Origin of the sequence: Paenibacillus silviterrae (assembly GCF_030167925.1) — a bacterium.
Taxonomy (GTDB): domain Bacteria; phylum Bacillota; class Bacilli; order Paenibacillales; family NBRC-103111; genus Paenibacillus_G; species Paenibacillus_G silviterrae.
In genome coordinates this window covers 4,255,292-4,279,355 of sequence record NZ_JASKUT010000001.1, presented here as the reverse complement: position 1 = coordinate 4,279,355, position 24,064 = coordinate 4,255,292, and the positions used below count along the sequence as shown (strand labels likewise).

The window sequence follows — 24,064 nt, the reverse complement described above, 5'->3', positions numbered from 1 at the left end:
GAGGAGTCCTTATCCCATGGCTACAATATTAATCGTTGATGATTCGATCTTAATGCGCCGCAATCTCAAAATGATGCTCACTGAAGCAGGACATCAAGTGGTGGCTGAAGCTTCCAACGGCATCGAAGCTTATAAGGAATACGCCAAGCATATGCCGGACCTGGTCACCATGGATATCACAATGCCTGTCATGAGCGGCATCGATGCGGTGAAGAAAATTATCGCTACTTACCCGGCGGCCAATATCATTATGATTTCGGCGCTGGATCAGAAGAGCATGGTGTTCGAGGCGATTCAGAACGGCGCCAAGCACTATATCCTTAAACCGATTACGATGGACAAAATATTGGAGACGATCGACGACGTGCTCAAAATTCATCGCGAGGAGCAGCAGGCCGCCAAAGCGGAGACTGCGGCCGGCGCGACCGCTCTACCGGAGGCCGGAGCGCCGGCCTTTGCCATCGAGAACAAGAATGGCATTTTCATTGTCACTGCGTTCGGCGGAATTAGCGCTGAAGAACTCGATTCCATCGGAATGGCAGTGCAGGGCTTCCTGTTTCTGAAGCCGCTCAAAGTGGTGTTCCACTTCCATGACAGCATCGATTCGATGGACGGCGATTTGTTAGCGCGATTCGAGCAGTTTAGCTCCAGCATTACCGGAGCCGGCGGTACTGCTAAGGTGGTCTGCAGGGGCAAGGCATTGACGCAGCAGCTGAAGGAGCTCAATCCCGAGCTGTTCGGCAAGGTGTACACCGATATTTCGCAAATTATTTTGTAACCATAGACTTGATTGAAAAGAGGATCAGCCTTGACGCAGAACAAGAAGACAACCGTAGATCCTACAGCGCTTGCTGCCGCTTATGAACGCTTCGTGCCCAGCACGCTGCTCCGCTTTCTAGAGCAGTCCTCGATGGACTCCGTGCGGCTCGGAGATCATCGGCAGATGGGGATGACGGTGCTGTTCTCCGACATCCGCTCCTTCACGGATCTGTCGGAGCGGCTGACTCCGGAGCAAAACTTTCGCTTCCTCAACTCCTATTTGTACCAAATGGAGCCAACCGTTACCGAGCATGGCGGGGTCATCGATAAGTTCATCGGCGATTCCGTCATGGCGCTGTTCGACGGTGGAGCGGACGGCGCCGTAAGATCGGCGCTCGACATGCTGCGTAGACTGTATGAATATAACCTAGGGAGACTGCGGGCGGGCTATGTGCCGATCCGCATCGGCATCGGTCTGAATTCGGGACCGGTGATGGTGGGGATTGTCGGAGGGCGAGAGCGTATGCAGGCTACGGTGATCGGCGATGCCGTGAACCTGGCTTCGCGGATCGAGGGGCTGAACAAGCGGTACGGCACATCGCTGCTCATCACGGAGCCAACCCGCCGCTCGCTGCAGCAGCCGGAGGACTTCTGCTTACGACTTATCGACCATGCCGCGGTGAAGGGCAAGCTGGAGACCGTCCCGATCTACGAAGTATTCGACGGCGATCCGACGGACATCCGTCAAGGGAAGCTGGAGACGCTGCCTCAGTTCAATGAAGCGCTAAGGCTCTATATGCACAATCAGCCGGGTGAGGCCCGCGAGCGGTTCAGCCAGGTAGTGGAGCGAAACCCGTATGATTGGGTGGCGAGACACTTTGTCCGGCTGTGTGCGCCGGAGGGCCGGATTTGGACGGAGGCCGCCTATGACGACAGCTCCCTTGAGCTGACGGTGCGGCAGCTGATCGTATATGGCGAAGTGGAAACGGAGCCGGGTGCCAGCGGGAGCTCTGCGCGGTTCACCCCCGCTATGCTGGCTCCGCTGCTGGACGCCGTCCGCATGTACTTGCCTTATCGGACCGGCTTCGGCGCCATGGAGGAAACAGCGTATAGGGGCGGTCCCGCCGGGCTGGAGGAGCAGTCGGTGTTCCTGGAGCTGCGGGGCTGCTGGAACGGACTCTTTGTGCTGTCCGCCGATCCGATTGCCCAAGAAACCTTGCTCCAGTCCATGATAGGAGAAAGCATTCATGCTCTACCGATCGATGCCGAAGAACGTCCGGCCTACCTGACCGATGCCGTCAAGGAAACCGCCAATCAGCTAATCGGGAACGCACTGAAGCTGTTCGAGCCCCATGAATCTTTCGTACAGCTCAGCCCGCCGGTGGCTCAGCTTACGCCCGACGCCCGGCTTCGTTACGATACGAGCCGCATCTGGGGCTCACGCTTCGTCTCGCCGGGACAAGGCTGTGTCGCTGTTTATTTTCTGGAGTATCGGCAGTAGGAGAGCTCACCATTTGATTTGTTTCACCAGCCGGATCATCCGCTCCCGATCCTCCTTGGAGACGGGCCACGTACGGAGCTCCTCACACACTCTCGCGAGATTCGTATATCCCTTTGCCAAGCCGTTCAGGCGCGCCGCCAAGGTAGCCCGGGTCAGCTCCTCCGCGGACGGGTATAACGAGGCAAGCTTCGTGATCGCATCGGGATACCGTTTCAAATAATATTTCTGATGGCGCTCCTCCGCCGTATAAAACGCGGTGAGAGGAGCCACCTCCGTGTCCGGTCTGCCCTCTCCCTGTGCCTCTATGTCGTTCAGCACCCGTTCAATCGCCCCCAGCTGATCGGCATCGTGATACAATACCAGCGACTGATACTGCCTTCCTTTATACTCATTGATGTTGATCGGCTTGTGGCTGCTCCAGAACAGCTCTAGAAGCGCCTCCAACGACAGCCTCACCGGATCGTACTCGATCTGGACCGCCTCCGAATGGTCCCCCATCTCCCGATAGGTCGGATGCTCCGTAGTTCCTCCCGCATACCCTACCCGAGTCCTTATGACCCCTGCCAACTGCCCGAACAAGGCATCCGGACTCCAGAAGCATCCCATCCCGAGCGTAATCGAATGGCTCTCGGTACCGTTCATTGTCGGCTACCTCCCTTTGACTCCGTTAGACTTGGTATTACTTAGTATGACCGCCGATCTCGGATAGAATCAGCCGGTGATACATCCGATTGTTCTTGTGCGCGGTTTACTGCGAGTGACGATCTGACTGCTGCAATTCGACTTGCTCGACTTCAAAAGCATACACGGGGCATGACAAATATGCTACTATTTGGCTTGAGATCATTTTCTAAAGTGAGAGGAGCCATGGAGCCCATGATAGTTACAGTCGTAAAGGTATATGTGAAAGAGGAGCATGTGGAGGAATTTATTGCTGCCACATGCAAAAACCATAAAGGCTCCGTACAAGAGCCCGGGAACCTCCGGTTCGACGTTCTGCAGCATCGGGATGAGCCAACCTGCTTCACTCTGTACGAAGCTTATGAATCCGAGGAAGCGGCGGCCAAACATAAAGGAACCGCACATTACTTGGAGTGGAGAGATACCGTTGCCCCTTGGATGGCGAAGCCGCGGGAAGGAACGGCCCACCGGGTGATCGCGCCTGCGGAGAAGTCCCAATGGTGATGAACTCCTTTTTGTTTGCAGGCACCCCCGGGATCACTTTTGGCTGTGGGGCGGCAGGGAAGCTGCCTGAGGTGCTGCCGCAGGGAACACGTCGCATTCTGTTCGTGACGGGCAGCTTCCCAAGGACGAACGCGGCGGTATGGGAGCAGATCACCGCGCTGCTTGCCGAGAAGCAAATGACATACGAGGTAGCCCATATCCATTATGAACCGACGGTAGAATGGGTGGATGACGTCGTGGATCACTACCGGTCCTCTGGGATCGATGCCGTTGTTGCCGTCGGCGGAGGAAGCGCCATGGACGCGGGCAAAGCCGTATCCGCCATGCTGCGTACCGAACCGGGAGATACGGTCCTCCATTACTTGGAGGGGCAGCCGACTTATCGGCCGCACAGCGGTAATAAAGTGTTCTTCGTGGCGGTCCCTACCACTTCAGGCACAGGCAGCGAGATGACGAAGAACGCGGTCATTTCCATCAGCGGGGGCTTCAAACGTTCCATCCGACATGATCGCTTCATCCCGGATGCGGCGATTGTGGATGGACGGCTCACCATCAGCTGTCCGAGGTCGGTGAAGGCCTCCAGCGGGCTGGATGCGCTGACCCAGCTGATCGAATCCTACGTGTCGACGAAGGCTTCCCCATTGACAGATGCTCTTGCGCTATCCGGTATCGAAGCGGCTGCGGGGAGCCTGCTGCCGATCTGCACGGATGCGGCAGCTCAGGATGAGGTCCTGCACGGGCAAATGGCCTATGCCTCCATGCTGTCGGGGATTACGCTCGCCCATGCGGGGCTCGGCCTTGTGCATGGCTTTGCCTCCCCGCTCGGAGGCAGCTTCCCGATTCCGCACGGCGTCATCTGCGGGACCCTGCTCGCCGAGGTTACGAAGCGTAACGTGGAGCAGCTGCTGCAGTCCGGGACGGAGCAGGCTGCAGAGGCGTTGGCCAAGTACGCCAAGGTCAGCAGGCTGCTGACGGGCCATGCGGACGGCGATCTCGCCGGAGCTTGCAGACGCTTGGTCGAAACGCTGGAGGATTGGACGGATCGGCTGGAAATTCCAAGGCTTGGCGCCTATGGAGTGACCGAGCATAACATCGATGCTGTCCTGGGCGCGACCGACAATAAGCAGAGCCCCGTTCAGCTGGACCGGAACGTAATGCGCGAGATTTTGCTGGCCAGGATGTAGCGGTTGGCCTCTAGTAAGACATCTATCCGCCTTGAAGATGCGAGACTCACGGTTCCCGTGATTGCGGCTTCTTTAGGCGGATATTTCATTTTATTTGCAGATACAGGGAAATGTTGTATAATTAAAGTTAGTTATACAACTAACTTACTATTGAGGTGTTCCTAATGGCTAAACCGAATGTCATTACGAAGCTTGACCTGCTGAGCGCCGCGCAGCAATGCATGTCCGACAAAGGGCTGGAGCAAATCACACTGAAGGCGGTCGCCGAGCAGGCAGGCGTCAGCCAAGGGACGGTGTATTACCATTTTCGCACCAAGGAACAGCTTCTGATAGAGCTTGTCGAGCATCTATGCGACAGTTCTTGGGAGGCCATGCAAGCAGGAGGCATTACGCTTGAGGAGGTCCTCCAATCCGCCCAATCGCGATGCAGCTATGATTCCGTGTACCATCGGCTGTTTTTTACAGCGCTAGCTTCCGGGCTTCACATGGAGTCCAGTCGTAGAAGCCTTAGCGATCTGTTAGCCAAAGAAAACCGGCATTTGACCGGGATCTTAAGCTCCGCTTGGAAGCAATCCCCGGTCGAAGGAATGTCTCTTGAGCAATGGGGGATGCTGATGAACGCTATGATCGACGGGTTGGCCGTGCAAGCACTTCTGGATAAGGAATTTCCGCAACAGGAGCTGTTTGAGGCTCTTCGCCATCTACTTCATGATCTGGGAGGAAGGGTAAAGTGAGAAAAAGGGATATTCTCTTCATCGGATGGGGCGTGCTTTTGTGGCTCGCAGCGACCATGGTGTTTCACTTTTTCGGCGATCGGCTTCTCCCTCCCGCTTCCCTCGTCCCTATAATACTTAGCTTCCTTCTCATCGTCCCCATCATCTATGGCGCTATGTCTCTCATATACGCCGGATGCCGTGTCCCCGCCGGGGACAGAGCGCGGTCTGCCATCTGCACGGCGGTCCCGGGCATGCTGCTGGATATGGCCGGCATGCATTGGAGCGGCTTCTTTTTCCCGGTCATGTCTGCAAAGGGATTATCGCTGCTCTCGATCTGGCTGCTGTGGGCTTACAGCCTGATTTTGCTCATGGGTTTACGGGCGCCGGCTGTTTCTCCTCCGTTTCAAGGTTCCGTCAAAGAATGACTTCATGTATCACAGAAAAAAGAAGGCCACCCTAAGGTGGCCTCATTGAATCCTTCTACAAATGCAATAACGAATTGCCTATCATATAGTACAAGATATCATTCACATAGAAGATGTGGCTTGCTCCGGAAAGCGATAACGGCTGAAGCTTCTGATACGTTACGGCATCGTAGATGCCGGTTTTGCCCACCAACTTGGTCCTGTCAGGGCTAACCCCGTAGATGGCTTCCGGAAGCAGTGTCACCGTCTCATTCAAATTCGTTTTCCGGAGTACCCGGTTTTTCGCGATGACGACTCCTTGCTCCTCCAGCACCAGCATGGGAGTATCCAAGGGATCTCTCAAGAAGTTCGGGTAGCCGATTTGGGAGCGAGCCGACTGCGTTAAGGTCGATCCGGAGACGGATATTTCGTACACATCGGTTCCGGCATTGCCTGCCCCCCAGCCCGATTGATACCAGTAATACAGTTTGCTTCGATCGCTTGTCCACGCTAGGTCACCAATGGCACCAATGGCAGCCCCGTAGTTGACAGGTGCAAACGTAGCAGCGTTAAACATAAGAAGCTTGGGTTCGAACTCCCCTGTTAAGATGAAGAGATAGTTCCCTTTTTGATAAATGTGCCCATGAGCCTGGTCGCTGCTATCCCCAGCCGCTTGGTAATTCATGTCACGGGTAACCTGCATCGTCGCCAAGCTGATCTCGGTAACCAGTACATTGGCATCGTTATTACGAATGTACAGCTTCGTTCCATCCTCGGAGAGAGCCAACTCAGAAGGCTTATAATCAAGCGATTTCGTCTGCTCCACTTGCCCGCTGGCCAGATCCACAACATAAAGCTTATGGAACGCTTCATCGACCGCATAGGCTTTCCCTGTCGCCTGGGAATACACAACATCCGAGACGGAGCCATGAAGGTAAATGCCTTGGCGTTCTGTCGCAGGGAGCGTCTCCATGGAAGACTTCTCAACTAGCTCAATCACTTGACGGGAACCAAGAGATGATATCGCAAGGATACGATCCGCGCTATTATATAGAGCCTTTGTTGTTCCATCGGCATGGAATGTACCGAATTGATCAAAATCGGAATAACGGTAAGCGCCGATCTGTTTGTCTTTCGTAGTGTAGAAACGTGTGTTGTCCAAATCAAATGCAATGTCGGTAAAGCCACGATTCAAGCTGTACATGTATCTCATATCGCTGTACTTCGTCGTGCTGGTCCGGAATACCGTTCCCGCTCCATTAAAGATGTATTCTCCGTCAGGGGAAAACTTCATCTGGGTATCCATCGTGTAATCTCCATGGTAAGGAGAATCGTAACCTGCCGGTGCAAATGCACCGTTCGCTACATGATACATTCTCATGTCCCGTGGGGAAGAGTCCGTAGTAATCGAGTAAACCCGGTTCAGAGTTGGGTGCATGTGAATATAGCTTGCCTGCCGAATGTCGGTTGTAGCGGCTTCGCCCGCTCCATTCGGGTTGTAGGATTTCATCCAAGTCCATTGACCCGAGCCGGAGGAAATATAAATATATCCGGATGAATCCACAGCAATATCATAAGGATCAATACTGATATCGAAGGTGGTGCTCACTGTAAACGATGCGGCATCCACAATGGCAACCGCCCCTTCTTGCGATTCCTTCCACCAGTAGGAGGAGTGCTCGCCCTTCAGCAGAGACACATAGATCCTCCCGCCTGCAAAGGTCAGGCTCTCAGGCGGCAGAGCCAAGGAAAGCTCACTTTTTGCGCCGGTTGCATAATTGATCGCATGGAGCTTTTTATTCTGCTTATCCGTCAAATAGAGGATCGGCTCAGCGGGATGCTGTACCGAATCAGTCACCTGAAAATCCAGTGCGATGTGCTCGTTATAATAGGTTGTTGCCGTTACTGTGCTGCTCGGCTTCGATTCAATTGCCCAGCCCGTACCTCCAAGCACTGCCTTCACCAAATAAAATCTTGTCGTATTCGGTGAAAGCGTATCATCAATGTAAGTGGTGCCCGTAGCTTTCACATCATTACCCTGGAGGTCCTTCAGCAGCGTAAACTCGCCGCCTTCTGCCGGACGTGAATAAATATGATAATAGCTCGCATTTCCTACAGGGCTCCAGCTCACTTGGATTTTGCGGTTCGTCATTGCAGCGGCACTAACACTGACAGGAGCTGTGACAGGCTCTTTCACCAACTCAGTGTACACCCATGCCGTCCCATCCCAAACCGCACTGACCATAAATTGATTTCCGTAATACAACTGAATCACATCATCAACGACTAACGCCGGCGCCAGTTCCGCATAGGTTGCGTTGATAACTGTCGTCACTTGAGCCTGTCCGTTATAGAACAGCTTCCCATAGACGGAACCGTTCACTGTTGACGTACCCGCTAGAACGACGGGATAATCCGTTGCCTTACCTGCCTGAACCGCCGTATAGCTGCCAGCCGATACGCTGCCCCCTTGAATAGTAAACACAGCCACATCCTGGTCTTGGCGGGAATACAACGCTTGGTACACCGCTTGCGACACAATATCTTTGACTACCCAGCTGGAGGTGGAAAAATCACCTGCCGCGGGGTATTTGGCAATAAGCTTATCTCCTACGACAAACACCGCTTCCGCATCGACAGCGGTCTGTGGATTCGGATGCACGGTTACCTGAAGCTCAGCCGTATACTTTGACAGCTTGTCCACTAAGAAAATACTAGCTATACCCGGATAGGGAGCACTGCCTCTTGTCAACGTGAGTGTCGACCATTGCTCCCCGTTCACGGTCACGCTGCCGAAAGCAGGACCCTGATTGTTTTGCTTGATAGTCAAGACCTCCGGCTTGCCCGCAACGATACCAAAGTTTTCAGACCGAAGCTCGGTGCTACCCTGCCAACGGAATAAAATCATAAACTCTGAAAAATTCGAGTCAACCGTCAGCAACTGATTGGAAGAGTGATAGAGCCCTTTGACTACAATGGATGGAGGCTGGCTACCCGGCTCCGTCTGCTGCCCTCCCCCGCCACCGCTTCCATCGCCTTCGCTTTCGCTGGAGGCGGGTGGTGCCGTTGCCGGGCTTCCCAAGGAAGAAGGCTGCTTCTCAAACGTGGTGGCCTGCGCCCCCTCGCCAAGGGTTGCCTTCTCAATGGTTCCTTGCCCTTCTACCTTAATGACCTCGCTTGCAATCAGTTCCTTGATGATCACAGTGGTCCCTAAGTTGATCAGGTTGTTTGACGCTCCATCAGCCACATCCAGCGTCACGACCGAACCTTGAATCAGCTCGATTATTGCCCCGGAGGATGCAATCTGAACCTCCTGGAAATCCCCCGCCAGCTTCACCACGGTTCCTGCCGGTAAGCTTGGCTGCAGAGTTACCTTTATAAATCCGCCTCCTGTGCTGCCTTCCTCTTCAATGTTGACAGCTGAGAATACCTCCACCAGCTGCACCACCGTAGTGCCGGCAGCTACAATACGAACCTCTCCGCCTGCTTTCTCAATAATTACGGTGGCAAACGAACTGTTGACCAAGTGAATACTATGGGCTCCGCCGCCCTTCACTGTCGTTTTGCCGCGCACCGTTACATTCTCGAGGGTCACATCACCTTCCCCAATGCCTTCCCCCAGCAAGAGGTCTCCGGAGATGTTCATATTGCGAAGCGTGACCCCGGAGCCATTGACAATGACGTCCTGCTGTAGAGTCTCTGTACCGTGCTCCGGTCCGTAGATTCCAGCCATTGCATACGTGAGAGGCTCCTGCTCCAGCTTCGCCTGAGCCGAGCGCTCGATCGTTACGACGGCTTCCGCACGAGTCACCTTGCGGGCCGGAGCGAAGCTTCCGTCACCGTACCCGTTCATAAATCCTTTTGCCGAAACGGCAGCGACTTCTTTCCTGCTCCATGCAGGGATCACTGCTTGGTCTTGGTACTTGAGGCTCTCGTCCCCCGGGTCCAGCTTTAGTAACCCTGCGAGCATCACCGCCAATTCCTGACGAGTGACGGCATCGCCCGGACGAATCGTCCCGTCTTCGTAGCCCTTCATATATCCAGCTGCCGTCGCCGCTGAGATAGGTTTGTACTGCCACTCGTCCTTCGATACGTCCGGGAAAGAAGCCGTGCCGTTCGTCGGAGTAAGATGGAACTTACGGTTAATTAGCGCGGCCATTTCTGCCCTAGAAATCGAATGGTCAGGCCGGAAGGTCCCGTCCTCATACCCTTCGATCATTCCCTCCTTCACCCACTGCGCGATGGTTTCTTCCGCCCAATGGTTACTGATGTCCGTAGCTGCACTCGTCTTCAAGGCAAAGCTGAAGAAAAGCACCCAGGCCAAGGCCAACATAAGTGCTTTGGGTTGAAACATCACTTTCATCGATCTGACTCCCTCCTGCTTCCTCTTGTCCGCTTACATCGAACGGCTATGCTTCCAGGACCCCTGAATACGGAAAAATCCCCTGAAAGGCTCCGAAGGCTGCACGATAACATCATGCAGCGCTCGATCACCCTTAGAGGACCTATCACATGCATCGTTTCGGTAGCCTGGCAATCCTGGCCCGCAATTCGCCCTTGAGCGTTGATTGCGTTCGTTAGACCCATAGCTTTGCGTCACCGTCTTTCGGCGGTTTTGCCTTTGTCGTTCAATGGAACTATTCGTCTAATTTTGTTGAATGGTGGGACGTAGTCATTTTATCACAGGAATTTGAGCCCTGACAATACAAAATATTCCTCCCGAATAGGCCTATAACACTATTCATCTCATCCTACCTCACACCATACCCCGCTTCGATTTCGTACACTTCAAGCGATACTTACGCCCATACCCGATGCCATAGCGAATAATCCGGTGCAGCATGCTCCGATCCCTCAGCTTGGTGAAGGGGCACGGATCGGGGCTGGTGTTCACCTCCAGAATCCAGGGCTTCAGCTGACGGTCCAGTGCGATATCCGCGCCAATCTCCCGGATCCCGGGAAAGACGGCGGCGAGCTGCCGTGCGGACTTCACCCCAATGCGCTGCATGGACGCGATTAGTGCTTTTCTTCTCCCCTGGCTTGCATAGGGCTGTAAAATCACATCCACCGGATAGATCGTACCCCCCTGGCTTCCGTTGGTAACCACCTTGCGAGGATGGGCCACCCGGCCGACAATGCCCGTAGCATCCCATGACCCCCGGCGGCTGCGCTGCACCATGACCCGGATATCAAAGGGACGGCCGCGGTAGGTTAACAGCTCGATGCCCTTTTGTACCAAATACGGCGTCCCCTTGGTCAATCGATAAAGCTCCTGATACGCCTTGCCAAAATGCGCAAAGGAGCGTACCCGCGTGCCTTCCTGATAGCGGTACACGGTACGTGCCCTCCGCCCCCCTCTGCCGATCTTGTCCACCCTTATGACGCCGTTTCCTTGGGCGCCTTGGCACGGCTTGATGTAGACCATACCGTACTTGTGCAGCATGTCATAGAGAACGCGTCCATTCATGCTCTGCGTTACGGGAATCTGGCTCCTTACCTCTGCGCATCGACACAGTACCTTCGTCTTGATCAGCTTATCCGGCACATGGCGGATATGCCTCTTCATAGGATCCCTCCGTTCTATGGACTCTCTAGGTTACTATACGGGGAGAACGGGGTATTGGACTGGGCAAAGACCTATTGCGGGCACCGAAATTCCATTTTTTACATAAGCTTTACTGTGCACATTTATCTCAAAGTAAGGGAGTCGGACATGTACCATGGATCAATGGAAGACTAAGCTGATGGAGGTAGGAGAAACGTACCCATGGTATAAGGGCCTGCTTGGGGGCAGAAAGGTCGAGGAGTTCAGCAGTCTACAGGAGCTACCGCTGATCACTTCGGCCGTCCTTGAGGCTCACTACTATCACCAGACGCCGGATCCCGCTCTTGCGGTATACCGCACGTCTGGCACCAACTCCGGCCGCCGGAAGGCGATCTTCTACTCCGAGGAGGACGACAGACGCTATGTCGAGATCAAGACCCGGCTGTTCGGCAAGCTGCTCGAGGGCAGCGGCTGCAGAAGGGCGCTGGCCGATATGGGAACCGGCCATGCGGCGAGTACCGCTACGGCGATTTTCGATCGTCTGGGCCTCGACAATCGTTCGATCTCCTTCGAGCTGCCGATAGAGCGGCATATCGAAGCGCTGACGGCGTTCCGTCCGGACCTGCTCTATACGATGCCGTCCATCCTCGATCATATCGTCCATGCTGCCGGGGACCCCCGTGCCTTCGGCATCCGCCAAATCATCCTGGTCGGGGAAATCGCCCCGCCCCAATGGCAGCGTAATATGGCTCATTTGTTCGGACTGGACTCCCGTGATGTAATTGATACCTATGGCTCGATCGAGATCGGCACGATTGCCTACTACTCCCATGATATAGGCAGATACCTTCTTGTCGACGATATGATCGCCGAAGGAATCGGGACGGAGGAGCTTGGGGAAGCGCTGGAGCCGCTTGGGGCCGATGAAAGTGTCCTCGTACTGACCTCCCTTGTGCGCAGCATGCTTCCGGCTCTTCGGTTTGTGACGTATGATGTGGTGCGTGATCTCAGGCCTGTCATGGTGGATGGCGTGGAGAAAATGAGCTTTCAGTCGATCGTCAAGCGGGTTGGCCGCGAGCTGAAGCACGGGGAAAAAATCAGCGTTTACGATATTGAGCAGGTCGTCTACCGGCATCTAGAGGATGCGATGGTTCGCGTGAAGATGCAGAACAATGCCCTGGTGGTGGCGATTCGGAGCAAATCGGCAACCGAGGAGGCAGCTCGCATCATTCAAAAAGAGCTCGGGGAATGCATCCCGGAAATCGGTCTGATGATTCAAAACCGGCTGCTGGGAAATATTCGGGTGACCGTTGTACCGGAAGGCGAGCCGCTGGAGAACGGCCGGGTAAAGAATAAGAAGCTTTATTATTAGAAGACAAAGGTTGGATAAGGATGAACACCGAAGGTAGTATGATTTCCGCAATCGGAAATACGCCGCTCCTCCGACTCCGCCGCCTATTCCCTGACGGCGGGCCGGAGGTACATGCCAAGCTGGAGCTGCTGAACCCCGGAGGAAGCGCCAAGGATCGCCCGGCCCTGCGAATGATTCAAGAGGCCTGGCACGCCGGGATGATTGGGCCCGGTTCCGTCCTTATCGAATCGAGCTCCGGCAATATGGCGATCAGCCTGGCCATGATCAGCAGATATCTCGGCATACGCTTCGTCTGTGTGATCGATCCGAGAACGACGGAAACCAATATCCGCATTCTGAAGGCCATGGGCGCGGAGATCGACTATGTCGCCGACCCGGACCCGGTGACCGGCGAATTTTTGCCCGCCAGGCTGAACCGAGTTCGGCAGCTGCTTAAGGAGCTCCCGGGGAGCTACTGGCCGAATCAATATACGAATGCCGACAATTACCGGTCCCATTACCACACTACCATGAGAGAGATGGTGGAGCGGCTCGGCCGAATCGATTATTTGTTCTGCGCTGTCAGCACGTGCGGAACGATTCGGGGCTGTGCCGAATATGCCCGGGACCACGGGCTCACAACCAAGATCGTGGCCGTCGATGCGGAGGGAAGCGCCATCTTCGGGAGACCGAACGGCAAGCGCAGGTTCCCGGGGCTTGGCGCCGGAATGGTGACCCCTTTGTACCGGGAGGAGCTGATTGATCGCGTCGTACACGTATCCGACTGGGACATGGTGAAGGGCTGTCGTGCCTTGGCACAGAAGGAATCGATTCTGGCCGGGGCCTCGTCCGGAGCTGTTGTGGCTGCGGTGATGCAGCTGCGGAAGGAGCTAAAGCCCGGTTCGGTATGCGCCGTCATTGTTCATGATAGAGGGGACCGCTATCTGGATACGGTGTACTCGGATGCTTGGATCCGCCGGGAATTCGGCCCGGAGCTTACGGAGGATGCCCTGGCCGGCTTGGACGAGGGACTGTAGGCTGCATGTATGCGATAAGGAGGAATCGACATGCTGTACCTGAACGATAAGGATATCCAAGCGCTCGGTATGGATTGGCCTGCCCTGTTGGAGGTGATCGAATCCACCGTCCGGCTGCTGGATGCAGGTGATTATGCTCAGCCCATGAAGCCGTATTTGCGGTACGGCGACCCGAACAATCGCATCATTGCCATGCCCGCCTATGTGGGGGGAGAGGTCCATACGGCGGGGATCAAATGGATCGCCAGCTTTCCAGGCAATCATGCTTACGGTCTGCCGCGCGCGCACAGCGTCGTCGTCCTGAACGAGTCCAGGACAGGACAACCGTCCGCCCTGCTCTGCTCCCCGCTTCCCAGTATCGTCAGAACGGCCTCGGTCAGCGGACTGCTGCTCCGCCGTGTCATGGAGGCACGCAGCTATGAACAGCTTCAGCTTGGGATTATTGGCTGGGGCCCCATCGGTCGCTGCCATGCCCGGATGGCGTTATCACTGTACGGGGATCGTATCGGACGAATACGGGTTTACGATAAGAAGGGGGTGGGACTGGAGGAGTTTCCTCCCGGCTGGCAGGAGCGAATTCAGCCTGTGAAGGCCTGGGAGGAAGCGTATCTTCACTCCGAGGTATGTATCACGTGCACGGTATCGGATGACCGGTACATCACGCTTCCACCCCGCCCGGGGAGCCTGCTGCTGCATGTGTCCCTTCGCGATTATGCGCCGGAAGCGCTGGCCCCGGTTGAAGCCATTATTGTGGACGACTGGGACGAGGTATGCCGTGAGAACACCGACATCGAGCTGCTCCACAAGATGCAGGGGCTGACCCGAGCCGATACTCTCACGCTGGCTGATGTCATCTGCCGCGATGCTCTCGCCGGGATCGATGAGGATCAGCCGATCCTGTTCTGCCCTATGGGCATGGCGGTGTTCGATATAGCCGTTGCCTCCTACTATGTGAAAGCGGCGAAAGAGCGGGGCGCGGGGATTGTGCTGGATTGAAGACAACTTACTGTTGGCAAGTCCCTACCTCCCATGTGCCCCCAACTTCCCAGACTGCCATATCGCCGCCCAGCTTAGCCGTTGAATGGAGTCCTTATTTGGGGGCAGCTACAAAGTACATGCCGAACGTATAGATCTGGAATACGCCATTTTTTAGTCTTCCTTGCCAGTCGGAGCCGTATTGAAAATTGCTAAGCAGGATTTCATTGCTGTCCTTTACCTGGCTCCACTTGCCCTTGTACTGCTTCGTTCCCAGCATATATTGCCATGTATTATCCGCCTTAATGACAAGAATGCCGCCCTGCTTCCCTGTGGTGTACTGCCCGCCGCCTCCCGGAGTATCCGACGGGACACCCGGTACCCATAATTCCCATGTTCCCAGGTAGTAAGGATCCGGCTGTTCCGGAACGGCGGGGGGCGTAGTTTTGGGTGGCGTATTCTCCTTCGGAGGATCCACTTTTGGCGGGTCCTGCGGAAGCGGTTGTTCTTTCTCCGGTTCGTTCTTGCCAGCGCCACCGGCAATGATGATGCTTAGCGTATCATTGTCGAAACGAACCTCCTGCTTGAGGCTCTCGCTAACGAAACGCACAGGAACCATGGTAGTCTCCCCAATAATCATGGCAGGGACATCCATCATGACCTTCTGACCGTTAAGGGTTGCTTCGGATTGGTCAATCTTCAGTCCAACGGCCTGATCCCCGAGCCGCATGGAAATGCTCCTGTCCTCCCCGTTCCATTCCACCTTCGCCCCGAGCGCCTCCCCGATAAAACGAAGCGGCACCATCGTGCGGCCATTGATTAATGTCGGAGCCGCATCCAGTGTGCGCTCCTTACCGTTAACCTTAGCACTAAGGCTATCCAATTTCAGTTCAATGACCTGCTTTGGCTTTTCCGTGCTTTTCTTCGTGACCGTCACCTTGATTGGAGCTGAATACGTAAGCTTACCGCTTGGGCCATGCGATGCCAGCCTGTAAACGTAGGTATGCTCCGCAAAGGCGTAATGATCGGTATATTCCGGCTTCTCCAAAGAAAAATCGTTCATCTTTACATACGCTCCGCCGTTGTCGGAACGATATACGTCATACCTGCTGCCAGAAACGACTGCCTTCCAGGGGACGGTTACCGGCCCTTCTTCCACTTGATAGCTGTATTCCGCAAGGGCGGCGTCTAAGCTCGGATCCTGAAGGCCGACGGATTCTCTACCACCCGCTACCGGAGCCGTTGGAGAAGGTTCCGGCTGCGGCAGAGGACGCGCGGGCTCCGGTACCGGTGCAGGCTGGGCAATGTCCTCCTTCTTTTGTTCCAGTACATAAGAGAAGAACACCTTGGTAATTGTCCCGCCGCGATCCGCATTGTATCGGTCCACCCGCAGCTTCGCATAAGAGCCGTCGCTCCGCTCGATCCAATAGATTCCGCCGCTTACAAGCTTCTGCGTGTTGGAGAAGGCTTTGCCGGCCGGCGCAGACGGCGCCCCCAGCTCCTCTCCCTCCAGCACGGCAATCGAGGCAGCCCCGATGCTGCCCTTGCCGTCGATGACAAAATCCGCTTCCGCTGCAGAAGAGGTCAGCTTGCGCTGCTTTAAGCTGTACCCGCCCTTATCCAGCACATTGCCCGACCAATTCAAGGTGTAAATGCTGGGGGAGTCATACGTCCCTGTTTGGACTTCTCCCCACGTAACCGCATTCGCTGCACCGGTCGCGCCTGACGGAAGAAACCATAGACCGATACAGAGAGCTAGAACAAATAAGGGATACCTTGCATATTTCATACCATCCGCTCCCTTCTCTTTACTTGGCCGCAGGGCTTGCTATATAGTAAGGCAGCCACATGACGCTTCCGTCCGCCCATTTGCCCGCCTCGTAGGACACCATCGTTTTGCCAGAGCCATTGACGAGCAGGGTCCAGTCGATAGAGTCCGGTCCATCCTCCAGAATAATCGAGTACTCGTACCCGAATACCTCGTTCAGCTTCGATTCTCTCCACTTGCCCGAGACCGCTTCCTTTGTCTTCATCGTGTAGGTGCCGTCCGCATGGATGGTCAAGGTACCTGCCGCAGCGCCTGCTTGGTATTCATGCGTCGCATAATTCCCTGTATCCCTATAATACAAGTTGGTCGCACCGCCCTCGATCCAAAGATCGTAGCTGCCCACGAAGCCGCTGAAATCAAATTCCTTCAGTTTAAAATCCTCAATAGCCCCCGGATTGTCCGAAGCCTTTACTCCACCGTAGCCGGGGAGCCATGTTGTCGTGATTACGGTGTTGTATAACGCATTGTTGGAATACACATATTTTTGCAGCAGCTGCACGGATCCCCTCTGCCCGGGAACCACAGCCCAATCGGATTTATCCATCGCATGGCTCAATATAATGGCTTCAGGATGCCCCTCCACTTCGGATTCTTTAGCTATAGTCCAATTTCCGGTAAATTCCCCGCGATGTTTCAGCTTAACGAGGTAGGTGCCGTCTTGATATATACTGAGGGATCCAATCGCCTCATTCGCAGCATCGGCTACCGAATAAGAGAGTGACCAATTGCCCATCATCCCGACCAGAAACCCTTGATTCGAAGCCGAGTTGGACGGCTCGGCAGTCTGTGCAGCGGGTGCCTCCCCTGTAATCGTAATCGTACTGGTGCTTGCATCATAGCCCACCTGCTGATTGAAGCTCTCGCTGATAAAGCGAATCGGAACCATTGTCGTATCCGACATAATCGTCGGCGCTACCTCCAACCAAACGAGCTTGCCGTTAACAGAGGCTGCAGTTTGGTCGACCCGCAGCACGATCATCGTACCCTGCTGCTTCAAGGTGATCTTCCTCTCGCCGCCGTCCCAAGTCAACTCGCTCCCCAACGCCTCGGCAACAAAACGAAGCGGCACTAGCGTTGTTCCGTCTACAATGGTCGGCGCCACCTGCAGCGCTACCGCCTTTCCTTGCACGGTCGCCTCCTTCTTGCCCACGGCAAGCCGGATCGTCGATTTCTGCTTCGAGACAGCTGGAGCTGCGGGCGGATCAAATGTCAGCGGGGCGGGAGCAGGCTCCTTAGCCGGGCCTTCCATAACGTAGCTGAAAGCTACTTGCTGGAAAGACTGGCCCCCTTCCGGCATGAGGCGGTCGATTCGAAGCTTGGCATACTTGCCGTCGCTGAGAACGATCAAATACAGATCCCCTTTAGCCATGGTGTAAGAGTTGCCAAAGTTGGACAAATCCCTGCGTGTCGGGTCTTCCAGCTGCTCCCCGGTCAGTTTGCGCAGGGAAGCAGCCCCGATGGAACCATACTGGTTCATGACCAGGTCTGCCTTCTTGGTGTCCGTCGTTATTTCCATCGTTTCCAAGTCCAATCCGCCTTTAACCAGCACATCCCCCGACCAATTCAATGTGTTCGGATGAAGGGGCTGATACGTCCCTGTTTTCACTTCCCCCCAGTACAGTTTCCCGTCGCTGCCGGCGGCGGCTGCAGTGCCGAAAGGCACCAGCGCAGCCATGAGGAGCAAAGCAAGCATCCAAGTAATCGTTTTCAATAGTCCCACTCCTTCTTTCCTTCGTTAGGATGAAGTATACCGGGAGTCGCTTACAAATCTCTTACACGATGTGACACTTTGCTGTAGATAATCAGCACTGCCCGTTATAAAATAAGTGGGAGTACTGACATCCCCCCTACAGATAGGAATAGTGCTGATGACCTACACCCTTTCGCAGCTAATGCGCAGGTTTTTTTACATGTACGGTGCAGCCGGCGTGCTCTGCTTCTTTATCTTCTATAGCTATAACCTGATGGAGGAGAGCTCCGGCATGCCGTATATGAATACCGGCGTGGTAGGGCTGATCCTGTTCTGCCTGGCCGGAGCGATGGTCCTTTCCACGTTCACCTATTATCAGCTTGGTTCTGCGACACTTGAAAAGCCTATCGGCAGGACTGCCGTTAACGGTGTGCGGCTTCAGCGGCTGGTCCGCTTTCCCATGCGACTTTTCTGGGTTGTTATCGCCTGCGGAGTCTGCTCGGCTGCTTACTATGCCACCCGGGGGTTCGCCGTTTCCGAGCAACGCATGGACGGCTATGCTGCAGCGCAGCACCTCCTTCTGGAGCTATCCATAAGCCTGGCTCTCGGCCTGCTCATGTACGCTTGCGCCGAAAGATGGCTGCGGCCTCTTGTAATAAAGGAAATGGAGCTCCATTCTCTGTGGCCATCCGCTGCCAGCCATATACGTCCGCTCCTTCTTGCCTCCGGCAGCTTCACGCTGATCACTATCTTTGCCCTCTTCTGGCTGATCTTGAATGACTTGGGACTGAATAAAGCGCCTACGGAGGAAAGACTCCTGTTCGCCACCTGCTTCGGTTTTCTGCTCAGTACGTTGCTTATTGCATGGCTGCTGTACCGACTCCGCCGGAATTTACTGGAGCTGGCAAGCCGTATTCTCTTGCTGCCAGGCTATAACCGTTCCGATTACTACGCGCAGGTTCCTGTAGCTTCTCCCTATGAAACAGGGGAGCTGGCGGCGGCCTTTCAAGAGATGCAGCAGCGTTCTCGCAAGGAGCATGAACAGCTCGAAAAGCAGCTTGAGCTTGCCAAGCAGACACAGCTAAGGCTGCTCCCCCCGGAGGAACACCAATTCGGCCCCTGCCTTATCCAATGCATTCCTCGGCAAAGCTCCGACGTGCATGGCGAGATGCTCGATGTGTCCCCTCTCCCGGATGGCCGCTTCCTCATCATGACCGGATGCGTCACGGGGGTGCAGGGCTTGCCTGCCGCAGTGATCATGTCTGCTGTTCTTATGCTGTTCCGGCTGGAGGTGAAGCAGGCTGCGTCCGCCTCGGGATTAGTGACCTCCCTTAACCGTGCGCTGTGGGATACGCTCCAGGAAGGGATGCGGGTATCCATGACTGTCGGGTGGTTCGACCCCCACCGCGGTCAAGTCATGATAGCCAGTGCCGGCCGTCTCACTTGCTCTGATAGCGGAGGACATCTGCGCCTCCACACAGAAAAGACGCCGCCGCTATTGGGCACGACAGCTGATGTCTTATACACGGAACATGCGCTTCCCCTGTTCCCTGGGGAGAAGCTTCTTTTCACCGCGGGAGTGAACCATGATGACGAAATACAGCCCTCCGCCATCACGGTCATCTGGAAGGGGGATACGGCATGAACCGTACAGGTGTACAGCTGCTGCTGCGCTTAACCCTTTGTTATCCGGCTGCACTGGCGATCGGAACGATCACCCTTACTTGGATTTATAATATGCTGATTAATGGCAGCTCTCTGGACAAATTGTTGAAGTTCAACCTGAAGGCCATTCTGATCGGGGATGCACTAATGCTACTTCTGCTGACCTTCCTTACCTGGATTCGCCTTCGCAAGGCAGTTTCCTACTGGGAAGCGCCTCATAAGGAGGAACGAGCAGCGACCGCTCTCCGGCGCATGTATCGATTTCCCGCGGAGCTCTTGTGGGGGATGCTCGGCTTGTCACTCGTTTTCTCCCTTCTGTATGATTTGGCCAGCTTGCTCTATGAGGGACAATCCCCGTTCTCCATATCTTCTAAGAAACTCTTGCAATTGCTGGAGTCCTTGCTGAAGGAAATGACACTGGCCGCTACACTGGCCATGCTGCTATATACTTTTTCACGCAGCAGCCTGCAGCCTTATATTATTATGCTTCAGCAGGCCTCTCCCGCTTCGGCTGAGTTGATACGGCATCGGAGGTCACGAAGCTTCCTGCATCCCTTCTTGATAACCTTCGGGATCTGCTTCTTCATCATGCTGTTCAGCATGCTTAATTACGTACATACCAAGAACCTTCGCGGGAAGGAGCTGTTACTGCAGGACATCGGGACTATTGCTGCCTATTATTGCGTTATGGGGGGCACCCTCTTCTGTATGCATGCATTGTCGTTCCGCAGGGAGCTTCGCACTATTATCGGTTCCTTTAAAGCAGCTCTAACAAGCTCCGAAAGCAGGGGGGCCGCGCAAAGGCTGCCCGTCTTGGCCGAGGATGAGCTGGGGCTGCTCGCCACTGCTGTCAATGGGTTCCGTACCCGCATGAGGGCGGATTACAACAAATTGCAGCAGGAGCTTCAGCTCGCTTCGGTTGTACAACGAAAGCTGATGCCTCCTGCCTGTTACACTGCAGGCGATATAGAGATCAGTGCCTGCTGCCGCCAAAGCCAGGAGGTAGGCGGTGACCTCTACGATATCGTCCCCATCGATGAACATCGGGTCGCCGTAATCAATGGGGACGTTTCGGGAAAGGGGCTGTCGGCAGCCTTGGTCATGTCAGCCGTTATGGTGCTGTTTCGGGCAGAGGTTCGAAATGGAGGCTCGGCAGGGGAAATGATGACGAGATTAAACCGTATCATGACGGAAACACTCCAAGGCGAAATGTTCGTCACGCTCGGCATCGCTGTTATTGATTGCAGTACAGGCCGACTGGAGTATGCCAGTGCAGGTCATATGGCACCGTATCTTCTGCATAACGGCAGCTTTCAGCAAATAGACTGTTCTTCCCTTCCCATCGGCATTGATGAGGAGATGGTATATGGCCACCGGACCATTGACCTTCTACCCGGCAGTCGGCTGGTGCTTTATACAGATGGGGTCATTGAGGCAATGAATGACCAAGGCGAGATGCTTGGCTTTGAGGGCTTTGAGTCCATTCTCAGCCGGCTTGCCCATGGCAAGCCGCAGGAACAGCTGAATACTCTGACCAACTCGCTGATGCATCCAAGGTCCGGGGCCCATGAGGACGACTGGACTGTGGTCCTGATCGTACGGAAGATGCCCGACACGGGATAAGGGACCGGTTTGTAAGAAATATGTAAGGCGCAGAAAGCTATACTTTGCATAACCGATTTGATTACAACGTGAAGGGGGGAGCATCATCGAATCGGTACTTGAGCTGATCCATTCGGGGTTATTTCGTGAGGCTGCATGGCGCATGGAAGCTGCTGCCCTGGGCCACTTCACGACGGCAAGCGAATACGTAGACCTCCTTCCCCTTTGCGAATTGAAGATGTCCCCCCTTCTGCTTCAAGTGTACGGGGAGAAGCGCTGGCTGGAGGGCAAGCTTTCCTTGGCTGCAGATGCTCTTCAGTCTTCCGTGAAGGGCTATGTCAGGCAAGGCTTATCTGACCGCTTTCTGTCCGCCTTCGCTACGCTGGCCATCGTCCGTACCCAGCTGGGGCAATGGCATGAAGCAGAAACGATGCTTGCGTTCTTGGATCGGGAGTGGGAACTCAAGGAAATGGAAATCAAGGATGGCCGTATTCCTTTAGCCTTGGCTGTGCTGGCCCGCTCCCGAAAGGATCTTGGGCTGGAGGCGGATCGTTACGAATGCGCGGCTTCGTTATTCCGAGAAGCGGACCTGTGCAGCCTTGCCATATATACCCTAGCGGAAGCTTCACTCCGTCCCAAGCTGCTGCTGAAGCATCCGATGGTTAAGGAAGCTCTGCTTCTCCACGCCCGGCAAGCCGGAGCTGCGGAGTGCATCCGGATGCTTATCGACAGCTCTGCCGGCATCACAGTGCTCCCTGCTGAACTCAGCAAGCGCCATTGGGACTTGCTTACCCTTCAGGCATCGGGTACCAGTGCAAACCCCGTGTCCGAGGATGTAGAGGTACAGTACTACCACGCGTTGATTCAGTACAAACAGCTGATGACCCAAGGAAAGGAATCGGAGGCAGTCTCACCGGCTTCTAGAGTCCTGCTGTTAAGACAGCAGCTGCCTTATGAGGATCTGCATCCTCTTGACGAGAGGAGCTCAGCAGCCCCACTCTCGCAGGAGGCTTCTTCCCCGATGCTTCCCGGCGGCTGGAGCATCCGCTGTTTTGGCGGGCTTGCCTGCACTAGCCAAGGTGCCGAAATCACCCATATCCATTGGAAGCGAAGGAAAGCGCTGGAGCTATTCGCGTATTTGCTGCTGCAGCCCGGCTACAGTGCGGTAAGGGAGGTTGTGGCCGACGTGCTTTTCCCTGATGCGGAGCCCGGCAAAGCAATCAATCAGCTGCACGTGGCCGCTCATCGGCTGCGTCAGGTGCTTCAGGAATCGCTTCATGCGGACAGGGGTCTCTATATGATCGATGGTACCCTCTATCTCGATCCGCAGTTGATCGGGGAGGTCGATGTGGAAACGTACCGGATTCAGGTGAGGGTGGCCCATCAGCTTGGATCCGATGATCCGGATCTAGCCCTGGAGCTGCTCGGTAAAGCCAGTCTGTTGTACGGCCCCCTCCTCCCCGAGCTTCCCTATTCCGATTGGCTCGAACGGTGCCGTACTCAGCTGCAGGAGCTCCAATGCGGCGTTCTAAGCAAGCTGGCCGCTGCGTCTATTGCCGCCGGAGACGAAGAGAAGGCCAAGCATTATTGGACCGAATGGATCTCACTGGCTCCCGCTCAGGAGGAAGCATACCAGCAAATCATCAGACTGCACCTAAAACAGGGGCGACCCGCTGAGGCGGAGGCTTGCTACCGCAGGCTGGAGGCGGTTCTCTCGGATGAGCTGGGGATGACCCCTTCAGTAGAGACCAGACGTCTGCTGCAACGGACGACGGACAAAGGAAAGGAGCGCCACTATGAATGACGGAATCGGCCGCCTGGAGAGAAGCTGGACCATTCCCAGCCGATATGGCTGGGAAAAAAACATTATGAGCCAAATCCAAGCTGAGCTTTCCTGTATTCCGGGTGCGGCAGCCCGGCTTCATGATATGCTGACGGCCGTATCCGAGGCTTGTCTGAATGCCATGGAGCATGGCAACGCTATGAACCCTTTACTCACGGTAAGCACGGAAATGCTGGTACGGGAGCAATCGGTTGTATTCCGTATTTGCGACCAAGGTACCGGCTTCACTCCCGATAAGCTGACCCGACGCGATCCATACGGGGAGGCAAATCCCCGTGGATGGGGCATGCTGCTTATGACTCAGCTCGCCGACGAAGTACGAGTGGGGATGGGCCAGGCCCCCTTTTGCATCGAGCTGCATTTCGCAACCTAATGAAGAAAGGAGGAGCATCCCCAATGGAATCTTCATTTCAGGTCCTTTATCGCAAGCTGGAGAAGGCAATCGCTTTAGACCTGCACGGCGATCTCACCAAGCAGGCGGAGGAGCTGCTGCTGCAGCCGCGCTGGGAGGAAGGACTCGAGTCCGGGCGTCGTTTTCTCGTCATCAATTTTACAGAGACCGTTTATATCAACAGCTCCGGAATAGCCCTGCTCATTCGGATTGTACGGGCTGGGCGTAAAGCAGGCTTCGAGACGTTCGCATTCGGGGTAACCCCTCACTATCAGAAGCTCTTTCGTATGGTTGGACTTACCGAGTATATGATGATCTATCCAGACGAGTATTCGATACTAGCTAGAATCGAGGAGGAATGAGAGCAGCCGCAATCCTCAGGAACGTA

At 55.1% G+C, this 24,064-nt stretch carries 18 protein-coding genes, 1 pseudogene and 1 riboswitch; of the genes and pseudogenes, 14 read left to right on the top strand and 5 right to left on the bottom strand.

The window, feature by feature from the left end; translation table 11 throughout:
• Nucleotides 1-16: 16 nt before the first annotated feature.
• Both QMO62_RS33665 and QMO62_RS19710 read left to right on the top strand, forming a co-directional pair.
• Nucleotides 17-370: pseudogene (locus QMO62_RS33665) on the top strand (response regulator); the annotation flags it as partial.
• 438 nt (nucleotides 371-808) lie between these two features.
• On the top strand, nucleotides 809-2,260 hold the full coding sequence (locus QMO62_RS19710) for an adenylate/guanylate cyclase domain-containing protein (protein WP_284643543.1): 1,452 nt from the start codon (nucleotides 809-811) through the stop codon (nucleotides 2,258-2,260).
• A gap of 6 nt (nucleotides 2,261-2,266) precedes the next feature.
• Here QMO62_RS19710 and msrA read toward each other — a convergent pair whose 3' ends face one another.
• Entirely contained in the window at nucleotides 2,267-2,902 is a 636-nt protein-coding gene (gene msrA / locus QMO62_RS19705) for a peptide-methionine (S)-S-oxide reductase MsrA (RefSeq protein ID WP_284643541.1), read from the bottom strand.
• A 234-nt stretch (nucleotides 2,903-3,136) separates the two neighbouring features.
• Here msrA and QMO62_RS19700 point away from each other — a divergent pair, with 234 nt between their 5' ends.
• From QMO62_RS19700 to QMO62_RS19685, 4 genes are all read left to right on the top strand, one after another.
• Entirely contained in the window at nucleotides 3,137-3,445 is a 309-nt protein-coding gene (locus QMO62_RS19700) for an antibiotic biosynthesis monooxygenase (protein ID WP_284643539.1), read from the top strand.
• Nucleotides 3,439-4,629 (top strand): iron-containing alcohol dehydrogenase, encoded by a 1,191-nt coding sequence (locus QMO62_RS19695; protein WP_284643537.1) that lies wholly within the window; start codon nucleotides 3,439-3,441, stop codon nucleotides 4,627-4,629. Before QMO62_RS19700 ends, QMO62_RS19695 begins: the two co-directional genes overlap by 7 nt.
• A gap of 164 nt (nucleotides 4,630-4,793) precedes the next feature.
• On the top strand, nucleotides 4,794-5,363 hold the full coding sequence (locus tag QMO62_RS19690; RefSeq protein WP_284643535.1) for a TetR/AcrR family transcriptional regulator: 570 nt from the start codon (nucleotides 4,794-4,796) through the stop codon (nucleotides 5,361-5,363).
• Nucleotides 5,360-5,770, top strand: coding sequence for a DUF5367 family protein (locus QMO62_RS19685; protein WP_284643533.1), 411 nt, complete (start codon nucleotides 5,360-5,362; stop codon nucleotides 5,768-5,770). Before QMO62_RS19690 ends, QMO62_RS19685 begins: the two co-directional genes overlap by 4 nt.
• Nucleotides 5,771-5,825: 55 nt before the next feature.
• On the opposite strand, the gene QMO62_RS19680 is transcribed toward QMO62_RS19685, so the two are convergent.
• Both QMO62_RS19680 and QMO62_RS19675 read right to left on the bottom strand, forming a co-directional pair.
• A complete protein-coding gene (locus QMO62_RS19680) occupies nucleotides 5,826-10,112 on the bottom strand; it encodes an S-layer homology domain-containing protein (RefSeq protein WP_284643531.1) in 4,287 nt (1,428 codons plus the stop codon).
• Nucleotides 10,113-10,270: 158 nt separating this feature from the next.
• Nucleotides 10,271-10,379: riboswitch (cyclic di-GMP riboswitch) on the bottom strand.
• A 126-nt stretch (nucleotides 10,380-10,505) separates the two neighbouring features.
• A complete protein-coding gene (locus tag QMO62_RS19675) occupies nucleotides 10,506-11,315 on the bottom strand; it encodes a YheC/YheD family protein (RefSeq protein ID WP_284643529.1) in 810 nt (269 codons plus the stop codon).
• 154 nt (nucleotides 11,316-11,469) lie between these two features.
• On the opposite strand from QMO62_RS19675, the gene QMO62_RS19670 reads away from it, so the two are divergent.
• From QMO62_RS19670 to QMO62_RS19660, 3 genes are read left to right on the top strand one after another with little or no spacing between them, the layout of a single operon-like run.
• Nucleotides 11,470-12,666, top strand: a complete 1,197-nt coding sequence (locus QMO62_RS19670; RefSeq protein ID WP_284643527.1) for a phenylacetate--CoA ligase family protein — start codon at nucleotides 11,470-11,472, stop codon at nucleotides 12,664-12,666.
• A 20-nt stretch (nucleotides 12,667-12,686) separates the two neighbouring features.
• Nucleotides 12,687-13,682 carry a 2,3-diaminopropionate biosynthesis protein SbnA gene (sbnA, locus tag QMO62_RS19665; RefSeq protein ID WP_284643525.1) on the top strand — a complete coding sequence of 332 codons (996 nt, stop codon included), beginning with the start codon at nucleotides 12,687-12,689 and terminating at the stop codon, nucleotides 13,680-13,682.
• 30 nt (nucleotides 13,683-13,712) lie between these two features.
• Complete coding sequence (locus QMO62_RS19660; RefSeq protein WP_284643523.1) at nucleotides 13,713-14,678, top strand: 2,3-diaminopropionate biosynthesis protein SbnB; 966 nt, start codon at nucleotides 13,713-13,715, stop codon at nucleotides 14,676-14,678.
• 94 nt (nucleotides 14,679-14,772) lie between these two features.
• On the opposite strand, the gene QMO62_RS19655 is transcribed toward QMO62_RS19660, so the two are convergent.
• Nucleotides 14,773-16,446, bottom strand: a complete 1,674-nt coding sequence (locus QMO62_RS19655; RefSeq protein ID WP_284643521.1) for a copper amine oxidase N-terminal domain-containing protein — start codon at nucleotides 16,444-16,446, stop codon at nucleotides 14,773-14,775.
• Nucleotides 16,447-16,465: 19 nt separating this feature from the next.
• A complete protein-coding gene (locus QMO62_RS19650; protein ID WP_284643519.1) occupies nucleotides 16,466-18,196 on the bottom strand; it encodes a copper amine oxidase N-terminal domain-containing protein in 1,731 nt (576 codons plus the stop codon).
• A 181-nt stretch (nucleotides 18,197-18,377) separates the two neighbouring features.
• On the opposite strand from QMO62_RS19650, the gene QMO62_RS19645 reads away from it, so the two are divergent.
• From QMO62_RS19645 to QMO62_RS19625, 5 genes are all read left to right on the top strand, one after another.
• On the top strand, nucleotides 18,378-19,820 hold the full coding sequence (locus QMO62_RS19645; RefSeq protein WP_284643517.1) for a PP2C family protein-serine/threonine phosphatase: 1,443 nt from the start codon (nucleotides 18,378-18,380) through the stop codon (nucleotides 19,818-19,820).
• Nucleotides 19,817-21,463, top strand: coding sequence for a PP2C family protein-serine/threonine phosphatase (locus QMO62_RS19640; protein ID WP_284643515.1), 1,647 nt, complete (start codon nucleotides 19,817-19,819; stop codon nucleotides 21,461-21,463). Before QMO62_RS19645 ends, QMO62_RS19640 begins: the two co-directional genes overlap by 4 nt.
• A gap of 142 nt (nucleotides 21,464-21,605) precedes the next feature.
• Nucleotides 21,606-23,246: an AfsR/SARP family transcriptional regulator gene (locus QMO62_RS19635; protein ID WP_284643513.1), complete on the top strand. Its 1,641-nt coding sequence runs from the start codon at nucleotides 21,606-21,608 to the stop codon at nucleotides 23,244-23,246.
• Nucleotides 23,239-23,658: an ATP-binding protein gene (locus QMO62_RS19630; protein ID WP_284643511.1), complete on the top strand. Its 420-nt coding sequence runs from the start codon at nucleotides 23,239-23,241 to the stop codon at nucleotides 23,656-23,658. The genes QMO62_RS19635 and QMO62_RS19630 overlap by 8 nt, the downstream gene beginning before the upstream one ends.
• A gap of 23 nt (nucleotides 23,659-23,681) precedes the next feature.
• Nucleotides 23,682-24,038, top strand: coding sequence for an STAS domain-containing protein (locus QMO62_RS19625; RefSeq protein ID WP_284643509.1), 357 nt, complete (start codon nucleotides 23,682-23,684; stop codon nucleotides 24,036-24,038).
• Nucleotides 24,039-24,064: the final 26 nt, after the last annotated feature.

Bases quoted from the DNA above. Each gene is read 5' to 3' on its own strand.
- msrA (WP_284643541.1), bottom strand. From the start codon at position 2,902: ATGAACGGTACCGAGAGCCATTCGATTACGCTCGGGATGGGATGCTTC.
- QMO62_RS19700 (WP_284643539.1), top strand. From the start codon at position 3,137: ATGATAGTTACAGTCGTAAAGGTATATGTGAAAGAGGAGCATGTGGAG.
- QMO62_RS19695 (WP_284643537.1), top strand. From the start codon at position 3,439: ATGGTGATGAACTCCTTTTTGTTTGCAGGCACCCCCGGGATCACTTTT.
- QMO62_RS19690 (WP_284643535.1), top strand. From the start codon at position 4,794: ATGGCTAAACCGAATGTCATTACGAAGCTTGACCTGCTGAGCGCCGCG.
- QMO62_RS19680 (WP_284643531.1), bottom strand. From the start codon at position 10,112: ATGAAAGTGATGTTTCAACCCAAAGCACTTATGTTGGCCTTGGCCTGG.
- QMO62_RS19675 (WP_284643529.1), bottom strand. From the start codon at position 11,315: ATGAAGAGGCATATCCGCCATGTGCCGGATAAGCTGATCAAGACGAAG.
- QMO62_RS19670 (WP_284643527.1), top strand. From the start codon at position 11,470: ATGGATCAATGGAAGACTAAGCTGATGGAGGTAGGAGAAACGTACCCA.
- sbnA (WP_284643525.1), top strand. From the start codon at position 12,687: ATGAACACCGAAGGTAGTATGATTTCCGCAATCGGAAATACGCCGCTC.
- QMO62_RS19660 (WP_284643523.1), top strand. From the start codon at position 13,713: ATGCTGTACCTGAACGATAAGGATATCCAAGCGCTCGGTATGGATTGG.
- QMO62_RS19655 (WP_284643521.1), bottom strand. From the start codon at position 16,446: ATGAAATATGCAAGGTATCCCTTATTTGTTCTAGCTCTCTGTATCGGT.
- QMO62_RS19645 (WP_284643517.1), top strand. From the start codon at position 18,378: ATGCGCAGGTTTTTTTACATGTACGGTGCAGCCGGCGTGCTCTGCTTC.
- QMO62_RS19640 (WP_284643515.1), top strand. From the start codon at position 19,817: ATGAACCGTACAGGTGTACAGCTGCTGCTGCGCTTAACCCTTTGTTAT.
- QMO62_RS19635 (WP_284643513.1), top strand. From the start codon at position 21,606: ATGGAAGCTGCTGCCCTGGGCCACTTCACGACGGCAAGCGAATACGTA.
- QMO62_RS19630 (WP_284643511.1), top strand. From the start codon at position 23,239: ATGAATGACGGAATCGGCCGCCTGGAGAGAAGCTGGACCATTCCCAGC.
- QMO62_RS19625 (WP_284643509.1), top strand. From the start codon at position 23,682: ATGGAATCTTCATTTCAGGTCCTTTATCGCAAGCTGGAGAAGGCAATC.